Annotated in this window: 28 protein-coding genes; 3 read left to right on the top strand and 25 right to left on the bottom strand. The window is 67.2% G+C overall.

All coding sequences use genetic code 11. From position 1 onward, the window contains the following. Window positions 1–334: 334 nt before the first annotated feature. Complete coding sequence (locus BLT97_RS21770; RefSeq protein ID WP_070200823.1) at window positions 335–1,555, bottom strand: helix-turn-helix domain-containing protein; 1,221 nt, start codon at window positions 1,553–1,555, stop codon at window positions 335–337. A 174-nt stretch (window positions 1,556–1,729) separates the two neighbouring features. Between BLT97_RS21770 and BLT97_RS21765 the strand changes: the two genes are divergently transcribed. Next, a complete protein-coding gene (locus BLT97_RS21765) occupies window positions 1,730–2,362 on the top strand; it encodes an HAD-IA family hydrolase (protein WP_055643649.1) in 633 nt (210 codons plus the stop codon). A gap of 559 nt (window positions 2,363–2,921) precedes the next feature. Here BLT97_RS21765 and BLT97_RS21755 read toward each other — a convergent pair. The 20 genes from BLT97_RS21755 to BLT97_RS37935 form a co-directional block, all read right to left on the bottom strand. Beyond that, the gene (locus BLT97_RS21755) at window positions 2,922–3,428 is read right to left on the bottom strand and encodes a hypothetical protein (RefSeq protein ID WP_055643651.1); all 507 of its coding nucleotides are present in this window, start codon (window positions 3,426–3,428) and stop codon (window positions 2,922–2,924) included. Further along, window positions 3,425–4,873, bottom strand: coding sequence for a type IV secretory system conjugative DNA transfer family protein (locus tag BLT97_RS21750; RefSeq protein ID WP_070200825.1), 1,449 nt, complete (start codon window positions 4,871–4,873; stop codon window positions 3,425–3,427). The genes BLT97_RS21755 and BLT97_RS21750 overlap by 4 nt, the downstream gene beginning before the upstream one ends. 43 nt (window positions 4,874–4,916) lie before the next feature. Beyond that, complete coding sequence (locus tag BLT97_RS21745) at window positions 4,917–5,180, bottom strand: hypothetical protein (protein ID WP_070200826.1); 264 nt, start codon at window positions 5,178–5,180, stop codon at window positions 4,917–4,919. Beyond that, the gene (locus BLT97_RS21740) at window positions 5,180–5,500 is read right to left on the bottom strand and encodes a DUF6238 family protein (protein WP_244210010.1); all 321 of its coding nucleotides are present in this window, start codon (window positions 5,498–5,500) and stop codon (window positions 5,180–5,182) included. Before BLT97_RS21740 ends, BLT97_RS21745 begins: the two co-directional genes overlap by 1 nt. A 62-nt stretch (window positions 5,501–5,562) precedes the next feature. Continuing rightward, a complete protein-coding gene (locus tag BLT97_RS21735) occupies window positions 5,563–6,999 on the bottom strand; it encodes an ATP/GTP-binding protein (protein WP_070200828.1) in 1,437 nt (478 codons plus the stop codon). Then, window positions 6,996–8,522, bottom strand: coding sequence for an SCO6880 family protein (locus BLT97_RS21730; protein ID WP_070200829.1), 1,527 nt, complete (start codon window positions 8,520–8,522; stop codon window positions 6,996–6,998). The genes BLT97_RS21735 and BLT97_RS21730 overlap by 4 nt, the downstream gene beginning before the upstream one ends. Window positions 8,523–8,528: 6 nt before the next feature. Beyond that, complete coding sequence (locus tag BLT97_RS21725; RefSeq protein ID WP_244210012.1) at window positions 8,529–10,160, bottom strand: hypothetical protein; 1,632 nt, start codon at window positions 10,158–10,160, stop codon at window positions 8,529–8,531. Further along, complete coding sequence (locus tag BLT97_RS21720; RefSeq protein WP_244210014.1) at window positions 10,141–11,451, bottom strand: hypothetical protein; 1,311 nt, start codon at window positions 11,449–11,451, stop codon at window positions 10,141–10,143. Before BLT97_RS21720 ends, BLT97_RS21725 begins: the two co-directional genes overlap by 20 nt. 3 nt (window positions 11,452–11,454) lie before the next feature. Further along, entirely contained in the window at window positions 11,455–11,793 is a 339-nt protein-coding gene (locus BLT97_RS21715) for a hypothetical protein (RefSeq protein WP_007447287.1), read from the bottom strand. A gap of 50 nt (window positions 11,794–11,843) precedes the next feature. Then, window positions 11,844–12,821, bottom strand: a complete 978-nt coding sequence (locus BLT97_RS21710) for a C40 family peptidase (protein ID WP_093612734.1) — start codon at window positions 12,819–12,821, stop codon at window positions 11,844–11,846. 10 nt (window positions 12,822–12,831) lie between these two features. Then, entirely contained in the window at window positions 12,832–13,395 is a 564-nt protein-coding gene (locus tag BLT97_RS21705; RefSeq protein WP_070200831.1) for a hypothetical protein, read from the bottom strand. Between the two features lie 484 nt (window positions 13,396–13,879). Next, on the bottom strand, window positions 13,880–14,431 hold the full coding sequence (locus BLT97_RS21700) for a hypothetical protein (RefSeq protein ID WP_070200832.1): 552 nt from the start codon (window positions 14,429–14,431) through the stop codon (window positions 13,880–13,882). A gap of 83 nt (window positions 14,432–14,514) precedes the next feature. Next, a complete protein-coding gene (locus BLT97_RS21695) occupies window positions 14,515–15,567 on the bottom strand; it encodes a DUF2637 domain-containing protein (RefSeq protein WP_070200967.1) in 1,053 nt (350 codons plus the stop codon). Between the two features lie 65 nt (window positions 15,568–15,632). Continuing rightward, window positions 15,633–16,052, bottom strand: coding sequence for a DUF6195 family protein (locus BLT97_RS21690; RefSeq protein WP_070200833.1), 420 nt, complete (start codon window positions 16,050–16,052; stop codon window positions 15,633–15,635). Further along, the gene (locus tag BLT97_RS21685; protein WP_079167229.1) at window positions 16,052–16,399 is read right to left on the bottom strand and encodes a DUF4326 domain-containing protein; all 348 of its coding nucleotides are present in this window, start codon (window positions 16,397–16,399) and stop codon (window positions 16,052–16,054) included. The genes BLT97_RS21690 and BLT97_RS21685 overlap by 1 nt, the downstream gene beginning before the upstream one ends. Further along, window positions 16,399–17,046, bottom strand: coding sequence for an ATP-binding protein (locus BLT97_RS21680; RefSeq protein ID WP_079167230.1), 648 nt, complete (start codon window positions 17,044–17,046; stop codon window positions 16,399–16,401). The genes BLT97_RS21685 and BLT97_RS21680 overlap by 1 nt, the downstream gene beginning before the upstream one ends. An 83-nt stretch (window positions 17,047–17,129) precedes the next feature. Next, window positions 17,130–17,993, bottom strand: coding sequence for a hypothetical protein (locus BLT97_RS37560; protein WP_141760738.1), 864 nt, complete (start codon window positions 17,991–17,993; stop codon window positions 17,130–17,132). After that, complete coding sequence (locus BLT97_RS21675) at window positions 17,993–18,352, bottom strand: hypothetical protein (protein ID WP_141760739.1); 360 nt, start codon at window positions 18,350–18,352, stop codon at window positions 17,993–17,995. The genes BLT97_RS37560 and BLT97_RS21675 overlap by 1 nt, the downstream gene beginning before the upstream one ends. Before the next feature lie 61 nt (window positions 18,353–18,413). Next, complete coding sequence (locus tag BLT97_RS21670) at window positions 18,414–18,995, bottom strand: WhiB family transcriptional regulator (protein ID WP_079167231.1); 582 nt, start codon at window positions 18,993–18,995, stop codon at window positions 18,414–18,416. 56 nt (window positions 18,996–19,051) lie between these two features. Further along, window positions 19,052–19,426: a helix-turn-helix domain-containing protein gene (locus BLT97_RS37935; protein WP_244210016.1), complete on the bottom strand. Its 375-nt coding sequence runs from the start codon at window positions 19,424–19,426 to the stop codon at window positions 19,052–19,054. Between the two features lie 688 nt (window positions 19,427–20,114). On the opposite strand from BLT97_RS37935, the gene BLT97_RS21655 reads away from it, so the two are divergent. Beyond that, the gene (locus tag BLT97_RS21655; RefSeq protein WP_244210018.1) at window positions 20,115–20,951 is read left to right on the top strand and encodes a helix-turn-helix transcriptional regulator; all 837 of its coding nucleotides are present in this window, start codon (window positions 20,115–20,117) and stop codon (window positions 20,949–20,951) included. Between the two features lie 40 nt (window positions 20,952–20,991). Here BLT97_RS21655 and BLT97_RS21650 read toward each other — a convergent pair whose 3' ends face one another. The 4 genes from BLT97_RS21650 to BLT97_RS21635 form a co-directional block, all read right to left on the bottom strand. Then, window positions 20,992–21,546 (bottom strand): hypothetical protein, encoded by a 555-nt coding sequence (locus BLT97_RS21650; protein ID WP_070200969.1) that lies wholly within the window; start codon window positions 21,544–21,546, stop codon window positions 20,992–20,994. 121 nt (window positions 21,547–21,667) lie between these two features. Then, on the bottom strand, window positions 21,668–22,855 hold the full coding sequence (locus tag BLT97_RS21645; RefSeq protein WP_070200838.1) for an amidohydrolase family protein: 1,188 nt from the start codon (window positions 22,853–22,855) through the stop codon (window positions 21,668–21,670). A 23-nt stretch (window positions 22,856–22,878) separates the two neighbouring features. Continuing rightward, on the bottom strand, window positions 22,879–23,994 hold the full coding sequence (locus BLT97_RS21640) for an MAB_1171c family putative transporter (RefSeq protein WP_093612730.1): 1,116 nt from the start codon (window positions 23,992–23,994) through the stop codon (window positions 22,879–22,881). 3 nt (window positions 23,995–23,997) lie between these two features. Beyond that, a complete protein-coding gene (locus tag BLT97_RS21635; RefSeq protein WP_070200840.1) occupies window positions 23,998–24,576 on the bottom strand; it encodes a hypothetical protein in 579 nt (192 codons plus the stop codon). Window positions 24,577–25,254: 678 nt separating this feature from the next. Here BLT97_RS21635 and BLT97_RS21630 point away from each other — a divergent pair. Next, a complete protein-coding gene (locus tag BLT97_RS21630) occupies window positions 25,255–25,692 on the top strand; it encodes a pyridoxamine 5'-phosphate oxidase family protein (protein ID WP_079167232.1) in 438 nt (145 codons plus the stop codon). Window positions 25,693–25,773 lie beyond the last annotated feature (81 nt).

Below are 25,773 nucleotides of genomic sequence, written 5' to 3'. Positions count from 1 at the left end.
GTGGTCATCGGTTGTCCCCTTCCGTGAACGGGAAGAGGGCACCGAGCCTGCCGTGCAGAGCAACCGCTTCATCGGCCGTCAGGACCAGCGGAATGGTCGCGGGCTCCGCGGCCCCCTCGTGCAGGTCGAGGGGGACCGCGAAACGACCGGCCTCCGTGTGCGCGACCTCCGCCTCACGAGCAAGGCGGAGGTGGCGCTTGGCGGGCGGTAAGGGCGCCGCGCCAGCTTCCGTCTGAGCGTGACTTGTCGTCATGACCCGTAAACGTAGGGCCACTTCAAGACCCCACCCCTGAGAAAAAATCAGGGCTGAGTAACGCTCAGGGTTGGCATATGCCTACGCCGCAAGCCCGATGTGCTTCGCTACCGCACGAAGGTCGTCGCGCCACATCGGCTTCTCGCGCTTCAGCAGGTCGGCCACCGCCTCCCTGACCAGGGGAGAGAACACGATCTCCTCCGGAGATTGCTTCAGCAGCTTGCCGAGAATGTGCACCGTCGCGTAGTCGTCTCGCTGGATGCGGTTGAGGTTCATTACCTCGATCAGGTACCGGGTTCGACGTTCGAGCGGGACCTCTTCGTTGACGAGGACGTGATCGGCGGCGCGAAGCGCTTCGCTGGTGTCGCCCTCCTCCGCCTTCAGGTGTACCTCGTGCATGGCGAAGTTGGTCGGACCGAAGCACGTGTGCCAGTGGTTGAGGTCCGAGCCGACCCGGTCCACGGCCTGCTGCGCGCCGTTGTACAGGTCCCACGCCCTCGGGCCCTTTGTCGCGCGTACGGCGGCGACGGCACCTTGCAGGTGTAGTGCGCCGTACGCGGACCAGTGCTCCGCGTTGGAGTCGTCGTGCGGCCGGCACTGGGCGATGGTCTGCCGGGCAAGTTCGTAGCTGTCTTCCACATCTCCAGCGGAAGTGAGAACGCAGGCCAGGTTCCAGGCCGCAGCTGCGAGGAGGGCCGGGTCACCGGCGTTGTCCGCGAGGGAGAGGCCGCGGTCGGCCGCGATGCGGGCGAGTGTCGGTTCACCGACGCGGCGAAGCCAGATCTGGTGCAGGCCGTAGAGACTGATGAGCTGCCGGAGGACGGTGCCCTCCTGCTCAGGCGAGGCGTCGCGCAGAGCGGCGTGTCCCTGCCGCAACAGGGTGGGCAGCCGCTCGCCGACGTCGCGGTACCGGTCGTCAGCCTGCGTCTCGTAGACCTTCCAGGCGTCCGTAACCGAGGACTCGAAGTCGTCGGAGGTGACCGACCCGATCCGCTGCGGAAGGAGGGAGGCGGGCAGCGACAGGGCCTGTCGGATGAGCGGAACGTGCTCGTGCTCCGTGCCCGCCGTAACGATTCCGGACACGTAGCCGCCCGTCAGGTCCTCCAGACTGCATCGCAGCTGCTTACTCAGGGCGATCAGGATTGGAAGCCGGTCCAAGGGCATCCGGTCATTCTCAATCTTGTAGACCCAGTTCTCTGACCTGCCGATTAGGTCTCCCAGCATCCTTTGAGACAAGCCCCGGCGCTCACGCCACCACTTGATCCGCTGGCCGATGCTGAACAACTCTCCGTCATACACCATGGGTTGACCATTCGCCGTAGTGGACAGGGCACTCATGTCAAGCGTAGGCCCACGTGCTTCGGGGAGAGGCGATACTGGGGGTCTCTCCCTCTGGGGAGGGCACTCAACGGTCCCCCTGTCGCCCTGCGGCCGGGGGACCGCGTACACGTATGAAAGATCGGCAAGGAGGCCGCTTTGCCAGCCCCATACCGTGGTCTGATCCTCGACTTCGGTGGTGTGCTCACCACTCGGATGCGACTGAACGGGCAGGCGTTCGAGAGGACGGAGGGATTGACTCCAGGCGCGTATTTCGCGGCGCTGAATGAGCATCCCGACGGCGTCGCGATCTATGCAGCACTGGAGGTCGGTGAGGCAACCCAGGAGGACTGGAACCGTGTCATCGGCGGCATCCTCGGTATCGACTCCACCGACCTGATGCGGCGCGCTCTGGCCAACCTCCACCCGGAGCCTCAGATCGTCGCCGCCGCGAAGCGCGCTCGTGCGGCAGGGATCAAGGTGGCCATGCTCAGCAACTCGTTCGGCATTGAGCCCTACAACCCGTACGAGGACAAGGGCATGTGGACGGACTTCTTCGATGCCGTGATCTTGTCGGAGCTGGAGGGCGTACGGAAGCCGTCGCCGCTCATCTATCAGCGTGCGCTTGACGCCCTAGACCTGACGGGTCCTGAGTGCGTCTTCGTTGATGACCATGCGGAGAACCTGCCGCCCGCCGAGACCCTGGGCATCCGCACTGTGCACCACACGACCGATCCCACCGGCACAGCTGCCATCCTCGACTCGCTTCTCCTCGACCCCGCTCCCGCCTGAACGAACAGAGCGAAACAGCTCGCCGGGGGACGTCACGCCGGCCAACGAACGGCAGCAGCGTTCGAGGAACCCCTAGGGCTCCTCGAACGCTGAAGGACAGGTACGGGCTCTTGCCGGAGGGCGTTCTAGATTGCTGGGGACTCGGGCCCGTCGGGTTCAACCGGCCCTTCTGAAGGGGGTACTCCCCCGTACGTAGGCCGCCTGGTGACCGCTCTTCCAGGCTGATCATTTTGCGCGCCCGGGTCGGGGGTGACCTCACCAGGCTCCCGGGCGGCGGCCTTCGTGAACACCTGCTCCGCGCGATCCAGGGTCAACCGCATCGTGCCGTAAGGCCCCACGGCGTACCCGGTCCGGTGCCCATGCAGGTGCAGTTCCTCCACTGCCCGAAGGCCGGCGTCGACCTCCGGCACGTCGTCCGGTGGGACGAGGGCGTGCAGTTCCTCCGTCCACTCCCAACCGAGATCACGGAGCACGGTCCGGGCTTCCTCCTGCTCCCAGCCGCTTCGCGCCACCAGTCCGTGACGAGGGTCCGTCGAGAAGACCATGTTCGGGTCCCTCATCATCCGGCCACCATCTCCTCGACTCGTCCCGCAGATCCCGTCTCCTCGCCCTTGGCCGTGGGCCAGGCCGCGAGCTGGAAACGCGCCGGACGGTCGTCGTGCCTGCCGACGCGGCATTCGTCGCCTGCTTTGCCCAACGACTTGTTCATTCGGGTGAGGAAGCGGTCGTACTGCTCGTGCCAGATCACGGACGAGCCCGCCTCCGCGTACGCGTCTCCCCTGGCGAAGGCCAGGGCCGCGATCTCGTATGCCAGGCCCTCGTGCTTCGCCCAGCAGGGCGGGATGACGTCCTGCGGCTGCCAGGCGTACGTCCGGTTCAGCCAACGGCACACGGAATCGAGCCACGCGGGCATCGGCTTGATCAGTTCTGCTGACAGGGCGCCGATGTCCCACGGGACGGGACCGTCGGCGGCCACGGACTCCTCCGTGCTCCGCTCCGCGATGTACTCCAAGATCAGTGCGGGCGGCTCGGGAAAGGGCTCGAAGTGGGTCAGGGTCTCGATCATGCGGCAGCCGCTCCTTCACGGCCGGCCCACGCCACCGCGTGGGCCTTGGCCCGGTTCTTCTTCTCCGTAGCCCGCAGGGTCCGCTCGGCTTCATTGGCGGCTCGAAGGTCACGGACGTGACCCTCGATCTCGGCCCAGGAATCCCAGGTCCACATGCCGTCGAGCCGGGTGACGATCGGCGGGAGGTTGTCCGCGAGGACCAGGGCGTGACCCTCGGGAAGGCCCCTGATCTCGTCTCCTCGAAGGACGGGTTCGAGCGCCATGTGCGTGGCCGTCGAGTGGCCGCCGCGGTCTCCGCCGGACGTGGTCTTCGTCGTGCGCTCTCGCTCGACCTGACCACACAGGTCGGACATGTCTTTCAGGAAGTCGGGGTCCTTGTCCCCGGGCAGGACGATGACGTTGTTGGTGAAGGCCGCCAGCTCCTTGGCGGTGTCCTCGCCGAAACGGGCACGAGCCGACGCCCACGCCTGGAGGCCGTAGACCACTGTGATGCCTCGGCCCCGACCGTCGGCGACGCGTTGGCGGAGGGAGGGGATAGGCGCGATGTTCGGCGCCTCGTCCAAGGCCGCGAGTAGTGCGGGGTCGAGCCGCCCGGCCGGGGATGCGAGGGCGTGTGCCTCCGCGAAATCCAGAAGGTCTTCGGCTATTGCGGTGGTCAGCGGCGCGACGCTGTTCACCTCGCTGTCCTTGCCGAGGAGGTAGAGGGTGCCCCCGGCGTCGAGGAACGCGCCGAAGTCCGTGGGATCTTCTCCGTCTCCCTGAAGGGCGTTGATCACCGACTGGTGCATGAAGGGTTCGAGGGCCGCGTCGAGGGTCGAGGCGGTGTTGCCGACGGTGCGACTGTCGCCCGTGGTGGCCGTGCGGAGCATGTCCGCCCAACCGGGGCCGGCGCCCGGGTGAGCGTTGAGGATGCCGAGGGGTGCCGGGTCGGTCAGCTTGCGGGCCCACCGCAGAACCCAGGCGAGTGAGGCGCCGTCGAGGGCGGCGGCGTGGAAGAAGGCAGCGAGGATCTTGGACGCCTGCCCCTTGTAGAAGGCGCTGCCCTCGCTGGACTGTGCCGCACCGTTGGGGGTGCGTGAGCCCGCGACGAACGCCTTCCCGCGCATCATTGCCACCTCCGTGTCGGCTGCGCCGTTGATCGGCGTCCACCGGAAGCGCGGGAGGCTCGGCGCGATGTTCTGCGGGTCGAAGACGGCGACGGGGCGGCCGTCCCGCTGTCGCGCGTCGAGGGTCAGTTCGACCAGATCGGGCTTGGTCGAGGTGGCCAGGACCGGCCCGGCCCAGTTGCGGACGAGCGGGGCGAAGAACCGCAGAGTCTTTCCGCTGCCCATCGGGCCGATGACCCGGCATGCCTTGTCGGCGCGGGACCACAGCTCGACGCCCTTCGGGCGCTGCGACGTGCCCAGCGAGTAGCCGAAATCGTGAGGATCGAGGGGGTGGTGCATGACGTACTCCGGAGCGAGGTGGGCGGGCGACGAGGAAAGAGGGTCAGCGACCGGCGGGGCGGTCCTTCGCGAAGCTCACCCTGGTTGCGCGGCTGGGGTGGCGGTCGTCGCTGGTGAGGGAGGGGCGGATCTCGGTGGCCTTCAGGACTGCTTTGGCCGACATCTGGCGCTTGAGCTGTCCCTTGCTCGCGAATCCGGCGTTGCGCCGTCCGCGGTTCAGCAGGAACCAGAGCGTCACCAGGGCTACCGCGCACACGGCCGTCACGGCGTACAGGACAAGGGAGATGCCGCCGGGCATGATGTCCATTACTCGGCCCTCCGGGCGACGCGGGCCGCCAGGTAGCGCATCCGCCGGCCGCACAGCCGCGACATCGACGCGTCGGGCCCGGCACAGCGCGGGGGCGCGGTGTGGAAGGCGCTGTGCAGGTCCTCGGCGGCTCGCCAGATGTGGGCGACGGCCGTACGTACGCGTCCTCCAGCGGCGGAGTAGTCGCCGTGGTCCAGCACGAGGGCCAGTTCCTTCATACGCCGGGCGAGGTCGAGCGCTTCGGCGTGCAGCTGGTCGATGTCCTGTCGCACCGCGCGCTCGTCGGCGGGAAGCGTGGTGTGGTCAGTGGTGACGGTCATGGCGAGGGCTCGTTCCGAGTCTGCGTGGAAGGGGTCGGCGGTTGAGGGGCGGCGGTATCCGCTCATTCGGCGTCCGGGGAGGTGCTGGTCAGGTCGGACATCGAGCCGGAGGAGAAGCACAGGTGCTGCTCGGCCTCCACCAAGAGGTGCTGGACGCCGGGGTAGATCACCTCGCCGACCTTCCACAGCGCGATTCCGCGGCGCAGGCGCATGATGTGCTCGGCCGTCCAGGACGGCAGACCCAGCCGGGCCACCGTCGCTTCCGCCTCCGCCTTCTTCTGGCTGTAGATCACGATGGTGTCGGCCATCTTCAACGCCGCTTGGGTCTCCGGGCTGTCGTCAATGTCGGAGAGGTGATGAACGATGAAGATGCAGCTCAGCCCGTATCCCCGCGCGAATTTCAGGAACTTCTCAAGCAGCGAGGCGAGTTGGGGGGTCCCGAGGATGTGCCAGGCTTCCTCGCAGACGAGGATGCGCTTGCGCTGCGTGTAGCGGCGGCAGCCGGAGCCGGGGTTCGGCCCCAGCTCCCAGGCCCCGGAGTTCGCGTCGACCACGACGCGGTTGTGCTGCCCCGGCTCCGTCCCGCATTCGCACAGCGGGCGCAGCCAGACCTCTTCGAGGAAGACCGAGATCACGGCGACGAGGATGGTCATGGCGACGCCGCCGGACGGAACCTTGGTCAGGTCGAAAACGATCATGTCGGCATCGAGATCCACGCCCAGGCTGGTCGGGCCGTCGAGCATGCCCGTCAGGTCGCCGGTCGCGTCCTGTTCGCTGCCGCAGAGCCGGTCCAGGACGTAGGACGCCTCCAGGCCGTCACCGAGAAGTTCGTCCCGCGTACGCTTCTTAGCCGTCGCGTCGGACTCCTCCGGGGACCGCAGCGCGGCGGAGACGTCGGCCAGGACCGGGGTGCGGCCGAGTTCTCCCGCCCGCTGGTGGGCCCTGCGGATCGCGATCCGCAGGGCAGAGCCGGCGAACTCGTCCAGGGCCTTGCCGAGACCGAGTTCAACGATCGTGCGCACCAGCTCGACTTGCCGCTTGCCCGCGATGGCCGGGTCCATCGGGTTGATGCACGAGGCGCCCCGGCTACCGCCGGGGGCGAACTTCACCGGGGCCTTGCCGGTGAGCGAGCGGCCGAGCGCGGCCCACTCGCCTTCCTCGCGTTCCTTCTGCTCCTTGGTGTCGAGGACGACGACCTGACGCCCGAGGCGGATCTGTCGGGCGGCGTAGGTCTTGGTCAGGGCCGACTTACCCCGGCCCGTGTCCCCCATGACGATCATGTTGCCGCCGGGCAGGCCGTCACCGAACGCCGAGAACGGGCAGTAGATGAACGCCTTGCCCGAGTACAGCTCCCGGCCGATGATCGCGCCCGCCGTGCCGAGGGTCGGCGGGGCGATCGGCAGGTACAGGGCCTGGCTGGTGGTCGTCTCGGTGTAGAGGGGACGGCGCACCGTCTCGTGCATCGGCGACAGCGGGGCGAGGTCGAGCAGGTCAGTCACTTGATGCCTCCGGCGAGGGGCAGGGTCGTGGCGAAGGCACGGGCGTGTTCGAGGTCGAGCCATTCGATCCGCAGGTGCGCGTTGCGGGCGCGGGAGGCGGTGGTGCGCTTGGTGCGCTCCAGCTCTTCGGCGCTGCGCGAGGAGATGGTGATGTAGCCGACGACGGCGGAGCCGGCCGCGCCGGAGGAGGCCAGGGTCATGCCGCGTGATCCGGTGGCGCTGGCGGCGATCTGGTCGCGCGGGTCGATGTTCTTGCCGCGCTTCCGGTCGCGGTCGATCTCGGCCTGGTTGTTCGTGTCCTCCGCGAGCATCCGCTCCACGGCCTTGTCGTTGGGTTCGAGCTGCTGCGTGATCGAAATGGTGCGGATGACGTCGGGCATCCCGATCAGCAGAGGCGAGAGGAAGTCGGGGCCGACGGGGGTCGTGGGCCATCCGACGACGGCGGCCGTGGCGTGGTACCAGCTGTCCGTGGAGCCTGCCGCTCGGGTGGCAACGTGGGCGCCGTCGCGGACGTCGACGTTGCGGGGGAAGGCGTGCGCCTGTCGGAGGTCGGTGTCCCAGATGGCGTGGTCAGGGTCGTAGGAGTTGCGGATGAACGCGGTCATCCGGCCCTCGTCCAGGGGCGCGATCACGGAGAGGTCGGCGTCCTCCGCGCGGGACCACAGCTCATCCAGGTACGCGGCCATTGCGGCGGCGATCCCTTCGTCACCAGTACCGCGGGCGGCGCCCTCGGCCGCCAGGTCGCGGGTGAACCGGGCGTGGATGGTGATGTAGTAGCGGTGTTCCTCGGCGCTGGTCGAGACGGCGTTGGCCAGTACGTCGTACGAGTCCTTCAACCACTGCGGGGCGTCCGTCGTCGCGGCCGACTCGTCGCGCTGCGCGATGTAACGCTGGTGGGCGTAGGGGTCCGACTTCATCTGCCGGGCCAGGACCTGGATGCGCTTCACCGGGTGTTCTTCGACGTTCCCGAAGGCGTCGAGGAGTTCGCCCCAGCGCTCCAGGGCCACGATCTGCTCACCGACTTCCTTGCCGCCGAGGCCGGGCGAGGCGATCTCCAGAGTGGCTGTGACGCACCCGGCCTCCGGCTGGAGGACCACCACGGCCTGCTGACCGCGGACCGTGACCGGCACCCACGTCATGCCCGTGACGCCTTCCGGCTCCACAAGAGCGGCGTCCGGGGGCGTGCCGTTGGCACGCACGCCGGCCTCGACAGCTGGGGACACCCACACGCCGCCGGTACGGCGGAGCGCCTTGCGGCGGTAGCGGTTGATCCGCCACCAGCGGTAGAGGGTGCGCCGCTGGGACGTGCCCTTGGGCCGGTACGGGGCGTACACGATGACCAGGGCGAGCAGGATCGGCAGGACCAGGCACGTTGCGGCGATAGCCGTCACGCCGTTGAAGAGGTAGCCGAAGAGGATGCCGGTGACGGCGCCGCCGCCGAGGACGACCTGTTCGCCGAGGTCGCGGCGGCCGACCAGCCCCGTGGGGCGGTGCTTTCCGAACTGATACGTACGAGTCGACATGGAGGGTCACTGATCCTTGCTGGGGTTCGGTCGTCCGGGTGCCTGGCCGCCCGAGGGCCGCGACGGCGGCGGGGGCGTGACGGAGGGCCCGGTGCCCGAGGTGGTTCCTGATGCGGAGGAGGGGGAGGCGGGTGGTGTCGGGCCCGAGGTTCCCGTGCCGATTGACGGCGGGGAGGACGGCTGTGCTGTGCTCGGTGCCCCGTTGGCTTCCGGTGCGCGTCCGGCCGAGGCGTGGCCACCGGCCGAGGACCAGTCCGGAGAGGAGCTGACGACCGGGTCGGAGGTCGCTCCCTGGGGACGAGCGGCGGCCGGTGCACCGGACGTTCCGGCGGTGTCCTCGCCGCCCTGCTGGCTTTCGGGCTGTTCGGGCTTGCCGCCGCCTGCGGCGTCGGTGCCCTGCGCGCCCGGGGAGCTGGTGGCCTTGTTCTTCGCCATGTCGACACCGGCCTTGGCAATGGCGGCCCCGGCCGCGACCGGTCCGGCCACAGCAGTTCCGCCGCCCATCTTCGCGCCAGCGGCCTTGGCGCCAGCGGTCTTGGAGCCGCCGACCAAGGAGTCCTGGACACGAGCACCCATCGCCCTGTTGGCGTGCTGGGCGGGGCCGTCGATCGCGGCGGCCGGGCCGGAGGACTGTGCACTCTTGCGGTCATGGTGGAGGCTGGCCATCTCGTCGCCGAAGGCGGGCACCCACTTGTAGAGGGTGGCGGACGCGAATACGGCGAGCAGGAGGATCAACGCGCCGACCAGGGTCTTGGAGACCGCGTCGGACATGCTCCCCGAGGTGTCGCTGAGGATCGCGCCGCCCAGTCCCAGCAGGGCGAACAAGATCGGTTTACTCAGGCCGATGGCGAAGATGGCGCCGAACCACTTCTTCGACTTGCCCCACAGGTCGCGATCGACCAGCCCGGCGTTGACGATCGGCCCGAGCGCGACGGCCACGTAGATGGCCGCGCTGCGGATCAGCAGCTCGATCCACATCAGCAGGGCGCCGCACATCATGATGAGGTTGACGACCAGCAGCTGTCCCACGCCCTCCGTGGGGTTGGCTGCCATGACCTTGAGGATGTTCTCCAGGAACGGTTTGAAGTTGCTCGTCGCGTACGGCTCGAAGACCGCCGTGACTTCGTCAATGGCCTTCATCAGCAGCGCGATTGCGCCCGGCGTCATGGCGTTGACCACGAACTGGAGGAGCAGGAAGCCGATCGCCTCGGACACGGCGGTGGTCAGGGCGACTCCGCGGACCGCTCGCTTGGCCACGGCGATCAACCAGAGGGCCACGGTGAGCAGGCTGGAGGCCGCGAAGATGATCGCGTACTGCTTCAGGAAGCCGGGGCTCGTCAGGTCGATCTTCGTGGTGTTCTGGATCAGCTCCAGCATCTTGCGCAGGAACCAGATGTTCGCCTCGGTGAGCTTCTGGAGCAGGAACCCCAGCGGGTCCTTGACGAAGTCGATGGCCGCCTTCGCCTCACACACCATCGGGATGTAGCAGAAGGGATTGGCCACCGCCGAGGGCACAAACACGAACCCGATGATCACGTTGACCATCGCCACCGCCTGGAGGCGGCGGCGCCAGCGACCCGGCGCTCCCCGCTCGATGGTCAGCAGGCCGGGGGCGTCGTCACGCAGTCGCAGGCGCATTGCTGGCACCCCCCACGTCCGCGAAGCTGTCGGCCGGGGCCGCCTCCTCCATGGCCGGCGGAGACGGCACGAGCGGTTCGGACGGCGTGACGGCCGTCGTCTTCCAGGTGCCGTCCTCCCAGACCAGATCCACGGTCATCCGCAGGAAGGCGACCTGCGGGCGCTGCGTCTCGTCCTTCCCGGCGACGCCCCCCACCGACGCCGTCCACAGCTCCACGCTCGCGGCCTGGTCGGAGTAGGAGATCGAGCGGGTGGCGAGCGCCGCCGTCCGCGTGATCAGCTCGCTGCCGTCGACGGTCGTCCCGTCCGCGCCGACACCGCGGTTCTCCATGACCAGACGAGCCGTCGAGTCGGTGTCCGAGGTGACCGAGTGCAGCACGCTCGACGCGGCCGTGGCCGACAGCATCCGGTGCCGCCAGTCCTCATCGGTGAAGAACCGAGGGTCGCCGTAGAGCATGGTGGCGCTGACGGCAGCGGCACGCGCGCCGCGCTCGTTGTGTCCGTACGGTGCCGGGAATCCACTGCGGTCTTCGGCGCCGCTCAGCACGGGGTCTTCTGCAGCGGCCGGAACGTAGTCCGAGAAGTCGCCCGGTACGTTGGATGCCTGCCGCACGTCGATCGGAGCGACCAGTCCCGTCGAGGCCGAACTGTCCTTCAGCTTCCAGTCGTCGGACTCCCAGGTGAGGGTGACCGTCACCGACTGGAAACCCGTCTTCGGTGTCGCGTGCCCGGCCGTGCTGCCGCGAACCGTCGTCGTCCACAGCCGCACCATCGCCCCGTGGGCGTCGAAGCCCAGGACATGCGCCGAGAGGACACCGGTACGCGCGACGGTCTTCTTCACGGAGACCTTGGAGGTGTCGCCCCGCAGGGAGGCGACCGCGTCCTCGGCAGCGTGGTCGGCCTTCTTCACCGCCGCATCAGCCGAGCCCTTGGCCGCCATAACTGCCACCGCACGGTGCCGCGCGTCCTTGTCCGTGAGGAACTGCGAGCTCCCGCTGACCGTCGTGTAGTTGGCCGCTGCCGCCTTGGCGCCGGATCGAGTGTGCGGGTAGCCGACGGGGACGCCGTGCAGCTCCCGCACGCCTTCCCCGCTCGCCTGCGGAGCCGAGTGGGCGGGTGCCGACTCGGAGGGTGCCGTGGCCGGAGGGGTGCCCGTCGTCATGCTGACGACCACCCCGGCCGCGGTGACCACGGCCGCGCCGCCAGCCGCGATGCCCCAGAGCTTGGCCGACGAGCGGCGCGCTCCGCTGGCTTTCGAGGAGGAAACGTTCCTCCGGGATCGGATAGGCATGGGTTACACACCCATGCCGTACGTGATGGCGAAGATGGTGCCGAAGCTGGCCACGAGGAAGACGCAGGTCAGGCCGCCGACCATCATGCCCTTGCCGCGCGAGCTGTCCATCGTGGAGTGGCCCTCACCGAACCACCCCTTCGACTTGCCGACACCGGCGAGGAAGGCACCGGCGCCGACGACGAGGACGACGGCGGCGATGACACCCAGGATGACCTTCGCCGTGCCGCCGAGCTTCCCGAAGGGGCCCCAGTCCGGCTTCACGCCGGACACAACATCGGCTCCGGCGGCAAGGGTCGTGTGCAGGGAGGGATCGGCAGCGGCAGAAAGGAGGTTGTGCATGGTTTAGCCCCTTGGTGCTGTGAGGAATGGTTTGGGATGTTTTGGCGTGATTAGCCGACGTGCCGCATCGCGATGATCTGCGGTTTCCAGTAGCTGAGCGGCTTGATCCGCACCTGAGCCCCGGTGTGCGGTGCGTCGATGACCTGGCCGCCGCCGATGTACATGCCGACGTGCTCAGGGCCGGCGCTGCCCGGGACGCTGAACAGCAGGTCGCCCGGGACGAGTTGGGAGACGGCCTTGACGGCGGTCCCTGCGTGGACCTGGTCGTACGTGGTTCGCGGCAGGTTCACTCCCGCCGCTGACCAGGCCATCTTGGTGAGCGAGGAGCAGTCGCAGCCGCCCACACCCTCGTACGGCATGACGCAACTGCCGCCCCACCGGTACCAAGTGCCCAGGGCCGTCTTCGCGGCCGAGATCGCGCGGGCGGCGCCCTTGCCGGCCGGTGCGTCCGGGCTGACGGCGTCGGCCCATTTCGAGGCCAGAGCGCGGATGTTGCGCACGTAGTTGCGGGTCTCGGGGTACGGGGGGATGCCGCCGTACTTGATCACCGCGCCGCCGCCCGCGTTGTACGCGGCCAGCATGTTGTCCGTCGAGTCGCCCGGCACCTTCTTGACCTCGTTTGCCAAGGTGCAGTCGTACGCGGCTTGCGCGGCGATGGCGTCGGCGGGGTTGCGGACGTCCTTGACCCCGTCGCCGTCGCCGTCCTTGCCGTGCTGGGCCCAGGTCCCCGGCATGAATTGGGCGATCCCGAGAGCGCCGACGGGTGACGTCGCGCCGGAGTTGAAGTGGCTTTCCGTGTAGAGCTGAGCCGCCAGGAGCGAGGCTGTGACCTGCGGGCACTCGCCCGCGTGCTTGTTGATCAGCTCACGGACCCAGCCCGGCACGGGAGCGTCCGTCGTGATGCCGCCACCCGGTCCGGCTTCCTGCGCGGAGGCGCTGTCGGCCCCTCCGAACGTGGTCAGCATGGCGACACCGGTGATGAGCCCGGCCGTGACGAGTCCCAGGCCAGCTTGCGTGCCCTTGTTCATCGCGGCCCCGTCACGCCCAGGGCAAGGCGCTGACGCGCCAGCCCATGGAGGTGTGCTCCAGGCGGAGCGCGAGCTGTTCGCTACTGCTGCGCGTGTGACCGGACTTCGGGGCGGTCGTGAGGGTGTAGCTCACGCGGACGAGAGCGGAGGAGGCCGTTGCCGCAGGTGCGCCGTCGGGGACGACTGCTGACGTGATCTTGGCCGTCTGATGTGCCTTCTCGGCCCGCAGGGCGGCCCAGGCGGCGTCTTGACTCGGCCGCTTCTGGGCGAGCACGCCAGCGAGTTCCCCCGAGGCGAGCCGGGCTGCCCGAGCGCCGGCATCCGCGTACGAGCTGTCGGCACCGTCGCGGGCATCGTGCTCCGCGTAGGCCGTAGTGAAGGCCCGCGCCGTCCGCTCAACGTCCTTGGGGAGTCCGGTAGCTGACGAGGAGGAGGTAGCGCTGCTGTGCGGCGTGGCCGTGTCGGGGATGCCCGCCGAGACGGAGTGCGGCTGCGCGGACACGGTCGAGGCCGCGGAGGCGTCGTTGGTCGAGCTGGAGCAGCCGGTCGACAGAAGGGTCAGGGAACCAGCCACACCTATTGCGGCTGATATGGATATGAAACGGGTGGATCGAGGCATGCGGGAACCACAACCTTGGTGCAAGAGATTTCGGAAGTGCGAGCGGCGCGGTCCCGCGGGGGCTGGGGGCCGCGCCGCTCCTTCGCAGGAAGGAGGGGGATTCCTCCTGCGGGCTTTACCGGCGAATGCCGGGGAAATCGCAAAGCAGGCCGGAGCGTATAGCTCTATCTGCCTGTCTCATCTGCGGAAGAGTTCGATCTTGTTTCGCATCTGCGAGACGGTTGAGCTGACGGGCGCGTTACTCATATCAAGGCCATCAGCCCCTTCCGTAATTCGGGCGAGATCGTGAGCAGATCTCTACGGCCGGGAAACGCCTTGTGGCGTTGGCCGTGCCTGAATCCTTGCAGGGGTTCGCGGACAACTCGAATCACGAAAAAAGCCGGAACTTAATTCCAGGAATTAAGTTCCGGCTTTCGCTCGGGGGAAGGCTTTGCGGGCCCTATGCGGCCCCGTGGTGAAGGTGCTCAATCGCCACGCCGAGCCACGGCGCGGCCGGGCCGGAAAGAAGCAGGGGTGCGCACGTGCTGTACGAGAGGACGACGGCGGACGGCTCAGCAGCGACCCCGGTCAGAAGGGCGTGGTCGAACGGCATCCACTCACGAGCCCTCAGCGGCAGGAGCCGTACCCCGGTTGAGGTGAGCACCACTCGGGCGGCGGTGTGATCGCGCCACTGCGGAAGAGCGGCATCCTCCGCTTCCTGGCGCCGACGGGCGTCGAGTCGACCGTTGCTCACCCACCGCCGGCCGAAGGTTGGGTGATCCTCGAAATACCCGCTGGCCGAGGTCGGGTAGTCGACCTCTGTCCCGTAGAAGCGGGCGGCGGAGCACGCCACGTCCGCGAAGGCGACTTCACCGGCCGCAAGTGCAAGGCCGTCCGCTTGGACCGGCACAAGACTGCCGCCGCCCTGGAGGTGAACCGTGAGGGCGGACGCTGCCTGTACGGCATCGGCGCGGACGGCGTCCTCCGCCCGGTCGCGTCGGCGAGACCACATCGTCGTTCCTTCCTGATCAAGCTGACCGGCCGGGGCCTGCGCAGCGCGAGCCACGCAGGCCCCGGGCCCGTCATGAGATGAGATCACCAGAGGGCGGTGGAGGCAGCGGCGGGTGTCCTCGTTGCCTCCTCGTCCTCTTCCTTCAGCCGGGCCAGCAGCACACCAAGACGGTCGTTGCTGATCGCCTGGTGCTTGCGGACGGCGTCCCCTACAACCTCACGACTGGTCCGTCCGGCCCGCTCGGTAGCGGCCCGCGCGATCGGCAACAACTCCGCCAACCAGTCGTCGTCCGCCTCCCGGTCCTGTGGGCATTCCGCGTCGTCCGGGACGGACGGCTTTTCGCCGTCCGTAGGGGTCCGGACCGCCGTGGGCCCGGAGGATTTCGTGCTCTCCGGCACTGCTGTGGTCGGCGCGTGGTCCGCAGGTTCGCCGCCCGGTCCGTCCGCGCTCTTACCCTCCGTCTCCTCTCCGTCCGCTCCCGCGGACGGGTGAGCCGCAGCGTCCTCCGTACGTGGCCCTACGTCGGGCAGGGGCTCGGCTTTCCGCAGGTTAACGGTTACTGCGGCGGCATCCTGCGGCGCGGACGGACCGCTCGTCAACAGCCGTGGAGGCATCGACGCTGGTGCTTCGAGCGGACGAGGACCCTGCTGGACCGCGACGCGTTCGAGCGTCGGAGACTCCTCGCGGACCGGTCCGGGACCAGTGTCAGCCCGGTCCGGGACCGCCCGCTCAGCCGTCCGCGCCATCAGGATGTAGAGGTGGACCGATCCGGCCAGTGCGAGGGGCGCGAGCATCGACAGCACACCGACGACGCTGTCCGTAAGGTGCAGCGCGGACCGTCCGGCCTGCGGAGAATCATTCAACGTGATGGCGTGCAGAGCGTTCGCGCCGAGGCTTGCCCCGGTCGCCGCGAGGAACAAGAACCAGGCGTAGAGCCGTGCGGCGAACCGCTGGTGCCGAAGGAGCACGATCGCCCGCACGCCGTAGGCAATGAACCCGTCGATGAACACCGGGAAGAGGTAGGACAAGGTCTCCCTGGCGTGGATCGCGAGGGCGATCTGACGCAGTGCGTCGTACGAGAAGGCGAAGCCGGCCGCGCCGAGCAGGATGATCGCACTGCGGTCCCAGGCCGTCATTCCGCGCAGGCTGTAGCTCTCCTGCTGTTCGGTTCCGGCCGCCGTGTCTATGTGTGCGTGTGACATCAGAGGTTGCCCCCGTCGCGCGGGCTGATGTCCTGCCAGGCAGGGGTCTGCGAGAGGAGCTGTCCGAGCTGTTCCAAGGACGTGACCTCGTGTACGTGCTGACTCGGGCAGCTCACGCACGACACCCGCAACGAGATTCGTTCCGTGCCGCCCTGATCGGTGTAGTACAGCTCCAGGTGCTGGCCCCCGGTCGTGTCGAGCGACGCGAAGGCTTGCAGGTGTTCCTCGAAGCTGAGAAGCCCCAGTACCTCCCAGTCGAGCGTGACTGCGGCGTCCCCCAGGAGAGTGCGTGCGTACTTGGACGCTGCGGTGATCGACCTCGGACCCCAGGTGCGGAACGCGGCCTCCCGAGCGGTCTTGCGCCGTTCCTCTGCGGTGGTGAGGTGCTTGGCCGCAGCAAGCATGATCGGGTGACTCATCAGGGGCCTTCCAGAAGATCGGTAGTGCAGGGTGCAGTGCTGCCGCCGGGCTCATTGGCGAGGCGGAGGAGAACGTCCGCGTGGCACGGAGCGTCAAGGGGGCATGTGCACATCAGGTCGAGCCCGCGCAGGACTCGGGCGAAGCGAGCGGCGTAGTGACGTCCGACCGGGCCCCGGAGCGTGGCGGCGAAGAGGTCCACCGACTCCGCAGCGTCCATCGGGGGACCGAGCGGGGACCGCACCCCGGCTGTGAACGGGTTCGCGTACCGGCTGCGAGGACCGACGTATGCACAGGCTGTGGACAACGCTGCGGCGTCGCGGGACGCTCCGCAGAGGCGGACGGGCATTACGCCGCCCTCCCACCACGGCGCCGATCGGCGCCGATCATCGGCACGAGGGTCGTGACCATCTCGGCCAGACGGCTCGCCACGCGGGCCCCGACGAAGTCGCTCAGGTCCGGGCCGTTCTCATCACGGGCCGGAAGGTTGGACGTGATGATCGTCGGCAAGCAGTGGTTGTACCTGAAGTTGATCAGCCGGTACGTGACCTCTTCGGTCCATTCCGAGGTCTTCGCCGTGCCGAGGTCATCGAGGAGCAGGTACTGAACCCGGCTGAGTCGTTGCAGTTCGTGTTCTGCTGCCCCCATGACCGGTGACGGGCGCAGGTTGCCGTACATGTCCGCTGAGTTCACGGCGATCAGCTCGAACCGGTCCGGTCCGCCGGCCGCGATCCTCCGCAAGGCCCCGTACGCCTGGTGCGTCTTGCCCGTCCCCGTGAGACCGGTGAGGAGCAGAGCGCCAGCGGCAGCGTTGTCCGTGAGTGCCCGGTCGGACCAGCCGATGACCTCCGGCAGCGTGGCCTCGGCATCACGGAAGCGGGGAGGGGTTGCCCGCTGCCAGCGGCTCACGGCGTAGTCGGCACGAGCCCGGCAGTGCCACTCGCGGTCTCCCGGGTTCTCCTCCGGTGCCTCGTCGGCGGGGTTGACATCCGGCACTGCCTGAAGTCCTTTCGCAGCGAGTATTCGTTCCATTGCGCGCATCGACCTGGCGCTGCCCGCGCGTTCCGGCTCTGCCATGATCAAAATCCGTTCTGGTAAGCGCTGGGGGCGGCAGTGTTCTGAAAGGGAATCCAGCCTCCGGACTGCCGACGCAACGGCACGACATTCCCCGGGGAGGCTGCTGCGGGAGCGTGCGAGGGCAGATCAGCCCAGATACGCAGCAGATAGCGGGCGGACTGTGGCGGGCGGTCGGCGTTCCATCGCCGCGCCACCATCTCGACCAGCCGTTCATTTCCCCAACGTGCTGCGAGAGCTGTTACCCGATCCCATTCCGATTCGGTCAGTCGCCAGCCGACGAGCATTCCAGCGCTTGTTATGGCTGTTACCAGGTCCTTGGCTCCGTCCGGAACCTTCACCGAGTCCTGCTTGACGGTGCTGTTCTCTCGGTGCGACCTCAGCAAGCTAGCTTGCTCTTTGGTGGTGGTAATACTCCCGTAGGGAGTATTACCACCACGCACGCGCGAGGAAGAAACTTCCGAATCTGCGTGATGAAACTTCCTACTTCCGGCTTCCGCAGCGGGGTTCTGGGAAGCAACTTCATGGACCTTCTGTCCCACAACTGACTCATCAGGGCGGGAAGTAGGAATTTCCTTCCCCGGACTGGTGCTTTCCTCCACGGCACCGTTGCACAGCAGGATGGAGTAGGCATTCGGGTTGGAAGCACCACCTCCTCGCTCGTGGCTCAGTTCTCCGAGCTTCGCCAGCTCTCCGAGGCACTTTGTTATCGAACGGGGCGTAAGGCGGGTAAGCGTCGATATCTCGTCCAGGGTCAGCGTCGCCTTGCCGTCGTCGTCCGCCTCACGGGCCAGCGCCAGCATGACGAGGCGTGAGCCCCGGCACGACTTTGACTGTGACCAGACCAGTTCGGTCGCTATGTCGCTCATCAGCGCTCACCACAGCCTATGAATATGCGACGGCTGAGGGAAAGGCCAAAAGACTGGTCGTCTTCCGGGACGTAGCCGTTTTGATGCGGCTCCGGGGTGAGATACAGCGTTTCGGTAGGGAGGTAGAAATCGTGGGCGCGACGCCAGTCGGCTGCCCTGCCGAAACCGCGCCTGACCATTCGCGCCACTTCCTCTTCGGTCCTGCGGTCGATGAGCATGCGGTAAAAATCCGATTCGAAGAGGTGGGTAACAGACCGACTTACGGGAAAGACCCGCACGAGCACGGCCGTAGGTGCAATTTCTCGGATCTCAGCACCGATGTTCGTACGGCGAAATCCGGAGGGGCTGTTCTGAAGCATGGGAGAACTCCCGTGAACGCAGGGTCCGCCGTGCGGAAGAATCGTTTCTTCGGGAGCGGAGTCAGGCGGCTACGACGCGGAGCGGGGGCGTGCCCTGCCCGGCCTGAGACTTTCGGTAGCGACGGGCGAGTTTCAGCAGATACTCGTGCGTCACGCCAAGCCCGCGGGCGACGGCGGCAGCGTCCAGTGAGGGATCAGTGGCGAAGCGCGCAATCACCGCGTCCCGGGCGGGCTTTGTCAGAGGTGAGGTGCACCCTCTAAGCGCGCCTTCTACGGCTTTCTCGGTGTCCCGGTCTTGCCAAGCACGCCGCAACTCTGAGCGCTCCGAAGCCAGAAGACCGCCCCGAATGCCGTACTCGTCGTCATCCTTGAGGGATTCCACCAGGCACCGGGCAGCGACGGCCACAGGGCATGACGCGCAGAAATTGCGAGGACGATTGAGGGAGATTCCCAACTTGGTTTTCACCACGTCGGGGTCTTCCCGCGGGCCGTCTGCGAGAGGGACGAACATGTTGATGTCCTGGTTGGCGCATCGGGCAGATTCGGCCCAGTGCTTACCCGGAGCTCTCTTAGACTCCTCCAGGAGGGGCAGCCAGTTTCCCTGGTGCACAGCCTTGATAAGGCTGGATATGTCAGTGCTCATTTGTGTCTCGCGATGTTCGCAGCGCCGCGAATTGTTCCATCGGGCGCGAGAGGAGATCAGGAACGCTTACGAGAGCGCTTGGACGGCTGAAGCGCCATCAGTGCCGACTCGTCATCCCTCTGGGTCCTTGCACCAGGGCTGACGAAGTGCATATCGGAAATCGCGTGGAGGTCGTCCTCTGTGAACTGCACGAATTTCCCGAACTTCCGGTGCGGGAGCGTCGATATACGCTCACGAAGCCACTTTTCGGGAATGTTCAACCGTTCAGCGGCTTCGCTGTACCCGATGTGCAGACGCTTGTCGCGGGAGTCCGTAGCCTGACTGCCCAACAAGGCGTCCAGGCCGCCGGCCTGAGCCAAGAGGCCGACCATGGTCGCGAGTCCCTGCAAGTCCACGGCCGGGCCCGCGTTCGCCGGTGCCACGGCCGCCATCACGCCTCCAGCCCGCGCAGTTCAGCGGTCCGCAGGTCGAAGGCATGCCCGCCGGAGGCCGCCCATCCGGCCTGGGGGAACGAGCGAATGATCCACCGGGCGATGGTGAGCGCCTTCGCCCGAGGGATACGAAGGGTCCGTCCACGGGCGTTCACGGCGGTCAGCCCGAGGTGAGGCCACAGAGTCCGAGGCCCCTGAAGGCGAACTTGTACGACAGCGGCTTCCGGCAGCATGGACGACAGTTGCGCCGCCAGCCGTTCGGCCGGGCCCGAAGGGATCTCCACCTTCGGGTTGCAGTCCGTAGTAGGGGACATGCGACACTCCTTTATGTGGTACGCCGCTCCGTCGTGCCGTGCGAAAGGACACGGAGTGGCCGTGCGAGTGACCAGCGCCCTTGTCGGGGCCGCGGATCACGAGCTGTCTGGCGTCCGAGAGGTGCGAACTCTCGGACGCCGATGGCGTTTTGAGGGAAGGGACCGCGCCCGAGTGATGCGCGGTAGCCCCTCTCCACCAAGTCGGTCCACGATGGGAACCGCAGGTGTGCGAAGGCTGAGAGGGGTGCGAACCCCCTCGTTTTTCGCTAAGATGAAGCTATCTTGGTTCGCATCAAAAGTCAACAGTCCGAGGATTCCTCGGGTCACCCAAAAAACGAGGTCCGATGCCAGCTCGCCGTTTCGACAGAGAACGTGTGCGTGCGGTACGTCGAGCCGCCGACGTCTCGCAGGCCGACGTGGCGTCCGCCCTCGGTGCTGCGGACTCGACCGTGGCGGGATGGGAGTCGGGAGCGACGACACCCGATCAAGAGAAGTTGCCTGCTCTCGCCAGGGTGCTGAACCGGGATCTGGACGACCTGTTCCCGCGCGACGGCTTGCCCGATCTGACCGACCTACGGTGCGACGCCGGCCTCTACCGGTACGAGACGCGGGCGGTCATCGGAACTAAGAGCGATGGGCCGGTGGCTGGAGCTGAGCAGGGCGTCCGACGGCTCAAGGACCGGTACGTCCCTCTCCTGGCGGCTGCATACGGGGTGACCGAGGACGAGCTGAAGCGCGCCCAGGACCGGTCTTTCGGAGAGGCTGGCGAGGACGCCGCCGAGGCCGAGAAGGTGCCGGAGACGCTGGCTGAGAAGATCACTCTCCTGCTGGAGCGCTCCTACCCGGGCAGAACCGCTCCGGGGGATCAGGAGATCGCGGACTCGGTGAACGCCTACGCGGGCTCCCAGGTCACATCGGCCGAGGACATCGAGGCCCTGCGGACGGGTGGAGACGACGCACCGGTGCCCGTGGTCCTCGAAGGTCTGGCCAACTTCTTCGACGTCTCCAAGCTGTACTTCGAGCCGAACGAGTCCGTCGCCCGGCAGGTCTACGAAGGACTCCGCCTCATGTCGGCGGCCAAGCAGGGCAAGGTGGGCCGAGTCCGGGCCCGCGGAATGAGCGCCGAGGGCCTGCCGGCCGATGTCCTCTCGATCCTGAACGACCTCGCCAGCGAGCTGGACAAGAAGGCCGGTCCAAGCACCAACAACTAGTGCCGCATCAGGCGACGTTCGCCCTGGACTCTGGTGATCGTCAGGGCGTATGGATGAGCGGGGTCAACTGCACGCCGAGCTGATGTTCTGGCTCACCGTGCGGGACACCGTCCGCGCCGAGGAATAGGTAGAAGTACTGCGTCGTCAACGGCCTCGACGGCGAGGTCTCGCCCGCAGTGGAGCCGCTCAGGGCCCCAGCAGAGTAAAAGTGCGGCAGCCACTTGGGGCCCACGATCGCTTCCACCCAGGCTCGCGCCTCCCCCGGGTCAACTGCCTGGCGAGTGCCGAGCTGCTTGTGCCGCGCGGCGACCGACAGTGTCAGCACAGCCCCTTCCCGGCCAGGACGGTCCAGGAGTACGGCCTGGTCGGTGATGTCCCCGACGATGGTGAGGACAGCATGCCTGTCGGTCACCGAGCGCACCGGTCCGAAGCGATGCGGCACCGTCTTTCCCTCCGCCCGCAACTGCTCCAGCACGTCTTTGGGCAGTACAGAGGCCAGGCCGCTATCAGCCGGCTCCGTAGAGAACAGGTTCCGGCGAAAGCGCCGCAGCTCATCCTCCTGCTTACGCAATACAGCACGAATATCCACAGACATGCCGCCTACGGTACAAGCCGCCCTAATACGCATTGAATCACCAATTGTTCCTGAGCGGCACTAGTGCCCTGTTCCCCGGACCCGCGAGGGTCAGGAAACAGGGGCACCAGGGTGAGGTTCTTTACTGTCCCGTGCTGTTCGGTTCGTGGCGCAGACCGGAGGCGAACACGGTTTGGACTCCGCTCAGTGCGGAGAGATCCGCGAGCGGGTCACCGTCCACCAGGAGGAGATCCGCTCGGAAGCCGGGAGCGACCTTCCCCGTGATCTCGCCCAGGCCCAGGGCAGCAGCCGCTTGCGACGTCGCCATGTCGATGATCGAGGCGTTCGACAGCCCCAGGTGCGAGTAGAACGACAGGGCCTGAGCAAGCCCGTCGAAGCCGGCACGCTGCACGCCTGCATCTGTCCCCGCGATCAGGCGGACTCCGGCGTCGGCCATCTGCCGCACCAGGTCGAACATCGCGTTGGCGCGCTCCTCGCCGAAGAAGCGCGGGAGCATCTGCCAGTGCGGGCTTACGGCCGGGCAGACGGTGATGTCCTTCGCGATGATCTGCTGAACCACGTCGGGCCGGAAGTCCAGGCCATCGCTCGACATCCAAGTGCAGTGCTCGATGGTGTCGACGCCGGCCTCTACGGCTGAGGCGATGCCGTCGGCACCGTGCGCATGGGCCGCGACAGGCACGCCCGCTTTGTGGGCTTCCTCCACAAGGGCGGCCAGTTCCTCCGCCGTGAACTGTGACTGATGGCTCCTGGGGCCGTCCTTCGTGAGACCGCCGCCGGTGACCATCGCCTTGATGACACCTGCCCCGGCCGCGAGGTTGCGCCGTACGAGCTCGCGGATCTCGGTTTCGCCGGAGACTTCGCCGCCGAGGAAGTGGCAGTGTCCGCCCACGGTAGTGGCCGGGGTGCCCGCGGAGACGATCCTCGGTCCTGGTGTACGCCGATCGCTGATTTCCGCAGCCAGACGAAGTGCCAGTCCGCCGCGGTCGCCGAGATCGCGGACGGTGGTAACGCCACTGCGCAGGAGCTGTTCGCTGCGCCGCCGCATGTCCTCGAATAGGGCTTCATCCGTCGAGCCCTGGAGGGTGGACACCGGGTCCGGCCCGCCATCGAAGGCCAGGTGAACGTGAGCGTCGATGAGCCCCGGCAGCACGGTTCCGCCGAACTCGAATCGAGGCACGTCGGCCCCGGCCCGCTCCTCGATCTCCTTGCGCGGCCCGACGGCAGAGATCGAGTCGCCCTCGATGAGAACGGCACCGTCTTCCAGGTAGGCCCCCGAGTCGACGAGCACTCGTCCACCGGTAATCAGCATCGTGACTCCTTGATCTTGCGAGGTCATGCGGCTGCGCGCAGTTCGTCGGATACCGCAATCAGTTGTTTCACATCCGACTCGCGGTCGCTCCCCAGCGCCATCGCGAGCGGGACCGCGCGGCGGGGCGCGGGGACCCCCTTCTCGATCCGAGCGGAGGCCCGGCGGAGCCGGGCGGCGAGCTCGGCGGAGTCGACGTTGAGGACTGTGCTGTCGTCACCCTCGTCCAGCAGGTACGGGCTGATGTCCACCAGGCCATCGCGGCACTCCACGATGCGGCGGTGGTAGCGCCGGTGCACGCCACGGGCCCGCCATCGGTCCAGTGCAGCAGAGGATGCCGGCCTCAGCACGTTGTCCGGATACGCCTCCGCCAACAACTCCCACAGAGGCGAGAGGCGACGGTGATCACGCCGGTGTTGAAGCCAGAGTCGTAGGGAGGAGATTCGCGCCCGGGCTCCGCAGTAGGTGACACCCGCGGCGAACAGCAGGATTGATGCGACCAAGAGGAAGGCCACGGCCGCCATAAGGGGATGTGGCACGTCCACGTCTGCTGAGCGAACGGCGACGATGACGGCTCGAATCGCGCACGCTACGGCCATCGCTCCCAGGCCGACGGCGGTCATCCAGAGCCCGGTGGAGTGCGGGCGCCGGGACATGCGAGCGTATCGGCGAGTCCACCGAAACGCCATGCCGAGGGCATACATGAGGTAGAGGCCAGCGCCTCCGTAGAAGAAGGCGATCTGGGGAATCGTCATGTCGGCTGTGCTGAAGCTGCCGGCGAAGACCTCGTGCGGCACCGACACCGCAGCCACGGTGATCGCGACTGCGACGACCCCGACGAGCACGGCTTCCCTGCGCGCCCGCCGACGCCCCGCTTCTTCGTCAGCGGCGGAGTAGAGGTAGAAGCACATGAGGAAGTAGACCGTCAGGAGCAACAGCACGTTCTGGATCAGCTTCGCGGTCCCGTGGCCTGCGACGGTGTCGACTCCGGACGCGCCGCCGGGCATCGCTACGGGGTATGAGAGCGCAGCGCAGAGCAGGCAGAGGGTGACCGAGCGAAGAGGTGCGTCATGCGGGCTTCGCTTCCACTGGTAGAGCTTCCAGACCAGTGCGGCCAGGAGCCCCAGGAGCAGGAGTTCCACGAGTTACAGCCATCCTCGCCGGTCGCCAAGAGCCGCCTCGACCCGGCGCAGGGCGGGATCATCAGCCGGAGGAGTGGAGTTTGCGAGCAGGGCCGACCACTCCAGGATGATCGTCGCCACGAGTTCGACGGAGCACTCCTCGCCGTCGTCGTACGAGCAACGCTGGGCGACACGCTTGACCGCCTCGGTCCCGAAGACCGGCAGCAGGGTGGCCCACCCCTCCACGTCGACGGCCGCCGCGTCTTCATCAGGGGCGGTGTCCGGCGTCTCCGTCTCCACCTCACGGGCGGAGTCCTCGGCTGCCTTCTCGTTCTCCGCCACGAGGATGTGTCCGACCTCGTGCAGGATGATCCCATCCTGGTGCAGCTCGGTCGTCTCCTGCTGGTACAGAATCACGTCGTAGGTGTCGTACTCCGCCCACATGCCCGAGGGTCCGGGCTTGGGCAGCGGAGCTGCACGCAGAAACAGCGGGCGCCCGCGCCGCCGGCTCAGCTTCTCGCAAAGGTCGTGAACGTCGAGCGGGGGAGTTACCCCGAGGTCTTGCAGCTCCCGCCGAATCAGACGGTGCAGATCCTTCTCCACCGTCCGGGCCGTAGCTGTACGCCAGCGCCCAAGGCGACGGCGGTTGACTCCGTCCTGAGCGGGAACCTCGGACTCCGCCGAGTCTCGACCACTCTTATCCGACCACACTGAGTAATCCCTCCAACCGGCAGGTGATGGCTCCCCCGAGCCGGGCGACACCGCGCCCATGTCGATGACGTCCGGTTCCCGGCGCCGGAAGCGACCGCAGTCGGCTGCGCCTGCGCCCCACAAAACCCCCTTGCAGGGGGAGGGATGCCAAGCATCCAGGGCTTCCCGTCGGTTCGGATGTCACGTACGCGAACACGCACTGACGCCCCGAGCGGGGCCGCCCCGTGGAGCTCCCGGGAACCTCTTTGGACAGTACGTGACGCTTCAGACAAGACATGGCCTAAAAAGCATGATCGATTCGTGTATGTGGCAGGTAACTTCGACCGGTCAAAGCGATGTAAATCAGCCTTGTTCAATCTCGTACGAGGCTCTGAACTGGGTTTTTATGGTCTGGCGTGAACGGATCAACTTTGCGACTCGATGGGCGACTCTGTTATCAAGCTGAGACTTCAAGGTGAGACGGGCACTCTCGCAAACGCCCGCGAAATGGACAAAGTGGCTGATCGGGAGGGGTGTGGTGGCGGTCACTCTGGGGCAGTTCGGGCAACTGAGGCGTTTACGCTTTCAGCCATGTCGAATGCGATATCCACCCAGCCGGACAGTTACCTTGAGTTTTGGGACGAGTACCATCTGTGCACATTGACCACGCTGCGGCCCAATGGGCGACCGCACGTCGTGCCAGTCGGTGTGACGGTGGATGTCGCCACTGGAGTGGCCCGAGTTATCACCCGCAAATCGAGCCGTAAAGTGGCCAACATTCTCGCGGGTGGGGGTGAAGCCCGCGTGGCCGTGTGCCAGGTCGACGGAGGCCGGTGGGCCACGCTTGAAGGCGTGGCAGAGGTGTGCACCGACGAGGCTGTGGTTGAAGACGCGGTTGCTCGTTACGGAAAGCGATATGGCCGTACGCCAGCCCCGGACCCTGAACGGGTGGTCATCCTGATCTCGGTAGAACGGGCGCTGGGCCAGACATTGGGTGCCCGCCCCCAGGCAGCCCAGGCCGCTGCGTAGCGTCAAGCGACTCACGTCATAGGCATATGCAGACCCTGAGCGTTACTCAGCCCTGAGTTTTCCTCAGGGGTGGGTGACCGA

Origin of the sequence: Streptomyces indicus (genome assembly GCF_900100315.1) — a bacterium.
GTDB classification, from domain to species: domain Bacteria; phylum Actinomycetota; class Actinomycetes; order Streptomycetales; family Streptomycetaceae; genus Streptomyces; species Streptomyces indicus.
The sequence above is the reverse complement of the archived record's forward strand: the minus strand, read 5'-3'. Positions and strand labels throughout refer to the sequence as shown.

What these genes read in the sequence shown, in the direction of transcription:
- BLT97_RS21770 (WP_070200823.1), bottom strand. Translation starts at nt 1,555, where the DNA reads ATGGTGTATGACGGAGAGTTGTTCAGCATCGGCCAGCGGATCAAGTGG.
- BLT97_RS21755 (WP_055643651.1), bottom strand. Translation starts at nt 3,428, where the DNA reads ATGATCGAGACCCTGACCCACTTCGAGCCCTTTCCCGAGCCGCCCGCA.
- BLT97_RS21750 (WP_070200825.1), bottom strand. Translation starts at nt 4,873, where the DNA reads ATGCACCACCCCCTCGATCCTCACGATTTCGGCTACTCGCTGGGCACG.
- BLT97_RS21745 (WP_070200826.1), bottom strand. Translation starts at nt 5,180, where the DNA reads ATGGACATCATGCCCGGCGGCATCTCCCTTGTCCTGTACGCCGTGACG.
- BLT97_RS21740 (WP_244210010.1), bottom strand. Translation starts at nt 5,500, where the DNA reads ATGACCGTCACCACTGACCACACCACGCTTCCCGCCGACGAGCGCGCG.
- BLT97_RS21730 (WP_070200829.1), bottom strand. Translation starts at nt 8,522, where the DNA reads ATGTCGACTCGTACGTATCAGTTCGGAAAGCACCGCCCCACGGGGCTG.
- BLT97_RS21725 (WP_244210012.1), bottom strand. Translation starts at nt 10,160, where the DNA reads ATGCGCCTGCGACTGCGTGACGACGCCCCCGGCCTGCTGACCATCGAG.
- BLT97_RS21720 (WP_244210014.1), bottom strand. Translation starts at nt 11,451, where the DNA reads ATGCCTATCCGATCCCGGAGGAACGTTTCCTCCTCGAAAGCCAGCGGA.
- BLT97_RS21715 (WP_007447287.1), bottom strand. Translation starts at nt 11,793, where the DNA reads ATGCACAACCTCCTTTCTGCCGCTGCCGATCCCTCCCTGCACACGACC.
- BLT97_RS21710 (WP_093612734.1), bottom strand. Translation starts at nt 12,821, where the DNA reads ATGAACAAGGGCACGCAAGCTGGCCTGGGACTCGTCACGGCCGGGCTC.
- BLT97_RS21700 (WP_070200832.1), bottom strand. Translation starts at nt 14,431, where the DNA reads ATGTGGTCTCGCCGACGCGACCGGGCGGAGGACGCCGTCCGCGCCGAT.
- BLT97_RS21695 (WP_070200967.1), bottom strand. Translation starts at nt 15,567, where the DNA reads ATGACGGCCTGGGACCGCAGTGCGATCATCCTGCTCGGCGCGGCCGGC.
- BLT97_RS21690 (WP_070200833.1), bottom strand. Translation starts at nt 16,052, where the DNA reads ATGAGTCACCCGATCATGCTTGCTGCGGCCAAGCACCTCACCACCGCA.
- BLT97_RS21685 (WP_079167229.1), bottom strand. Translation starts at nt 16,399, where the DNA reads ATGCCCGTCCGCCTCTGCGGAGCGTCCCGCGACGCCGCAGCGTTGTCC.
- BLT97_RS37560 (WP_141760738.1), bottom strand. Translation starts at nt 17,993, where the DNA reads ATGAGCGACATAGCGACCGAACTGGTCTGGTCACAGTCAAAGTCGTGC.
- BLT97_RS21675 (WP_141760739.1), bottom strand. Translation starts at nt 18,352, where the DNA reads ATGCTTCAGAACAGCCCCTCCGGATTTCGCCGTACGAACATCGGTGCT.
- BLT97_RS21670 (WP_079167231.1), bottom strand. Translation starts at nt 18,995, where the DNA reads ATGAGCACTGACATATCCAGCCTTATCAAGGCTGTGCACCAGGGAAAC.
- BLT97_RS37935 (WP_244210016.1), bottom strand. Translation starts at nt 19,426, where the DNA reads ATGGCGGCCGTGGCACCGGCGAACGCGGGCCCGGCCGTGGACTTGCAG.
- BLT97_RS21650 (WP_070200969.1), bottom strand. Translation starts at nt 21,546, where the DNA reads ATGTCTGTGGATATTCGTGCTGTATTGCGTAAGCAGGAGGATGAGCTG.
- BLT97_RS21645 (WP_070200838.1), bottom strand. Translation starts at nt 22,855, where the DNA reads ATGCTGATTACCGGTGGACGAGTGCTCGTCGACTCGGGGGCCTACCTG.
- BLT97_RS21630 (WP_079167232.1), top strand. Translation starts at nt 25,255, where the DNA reads ATGTCGAATGCGATATCCACCCAGCCGGACAGTTACCTTGAGTTTTGG.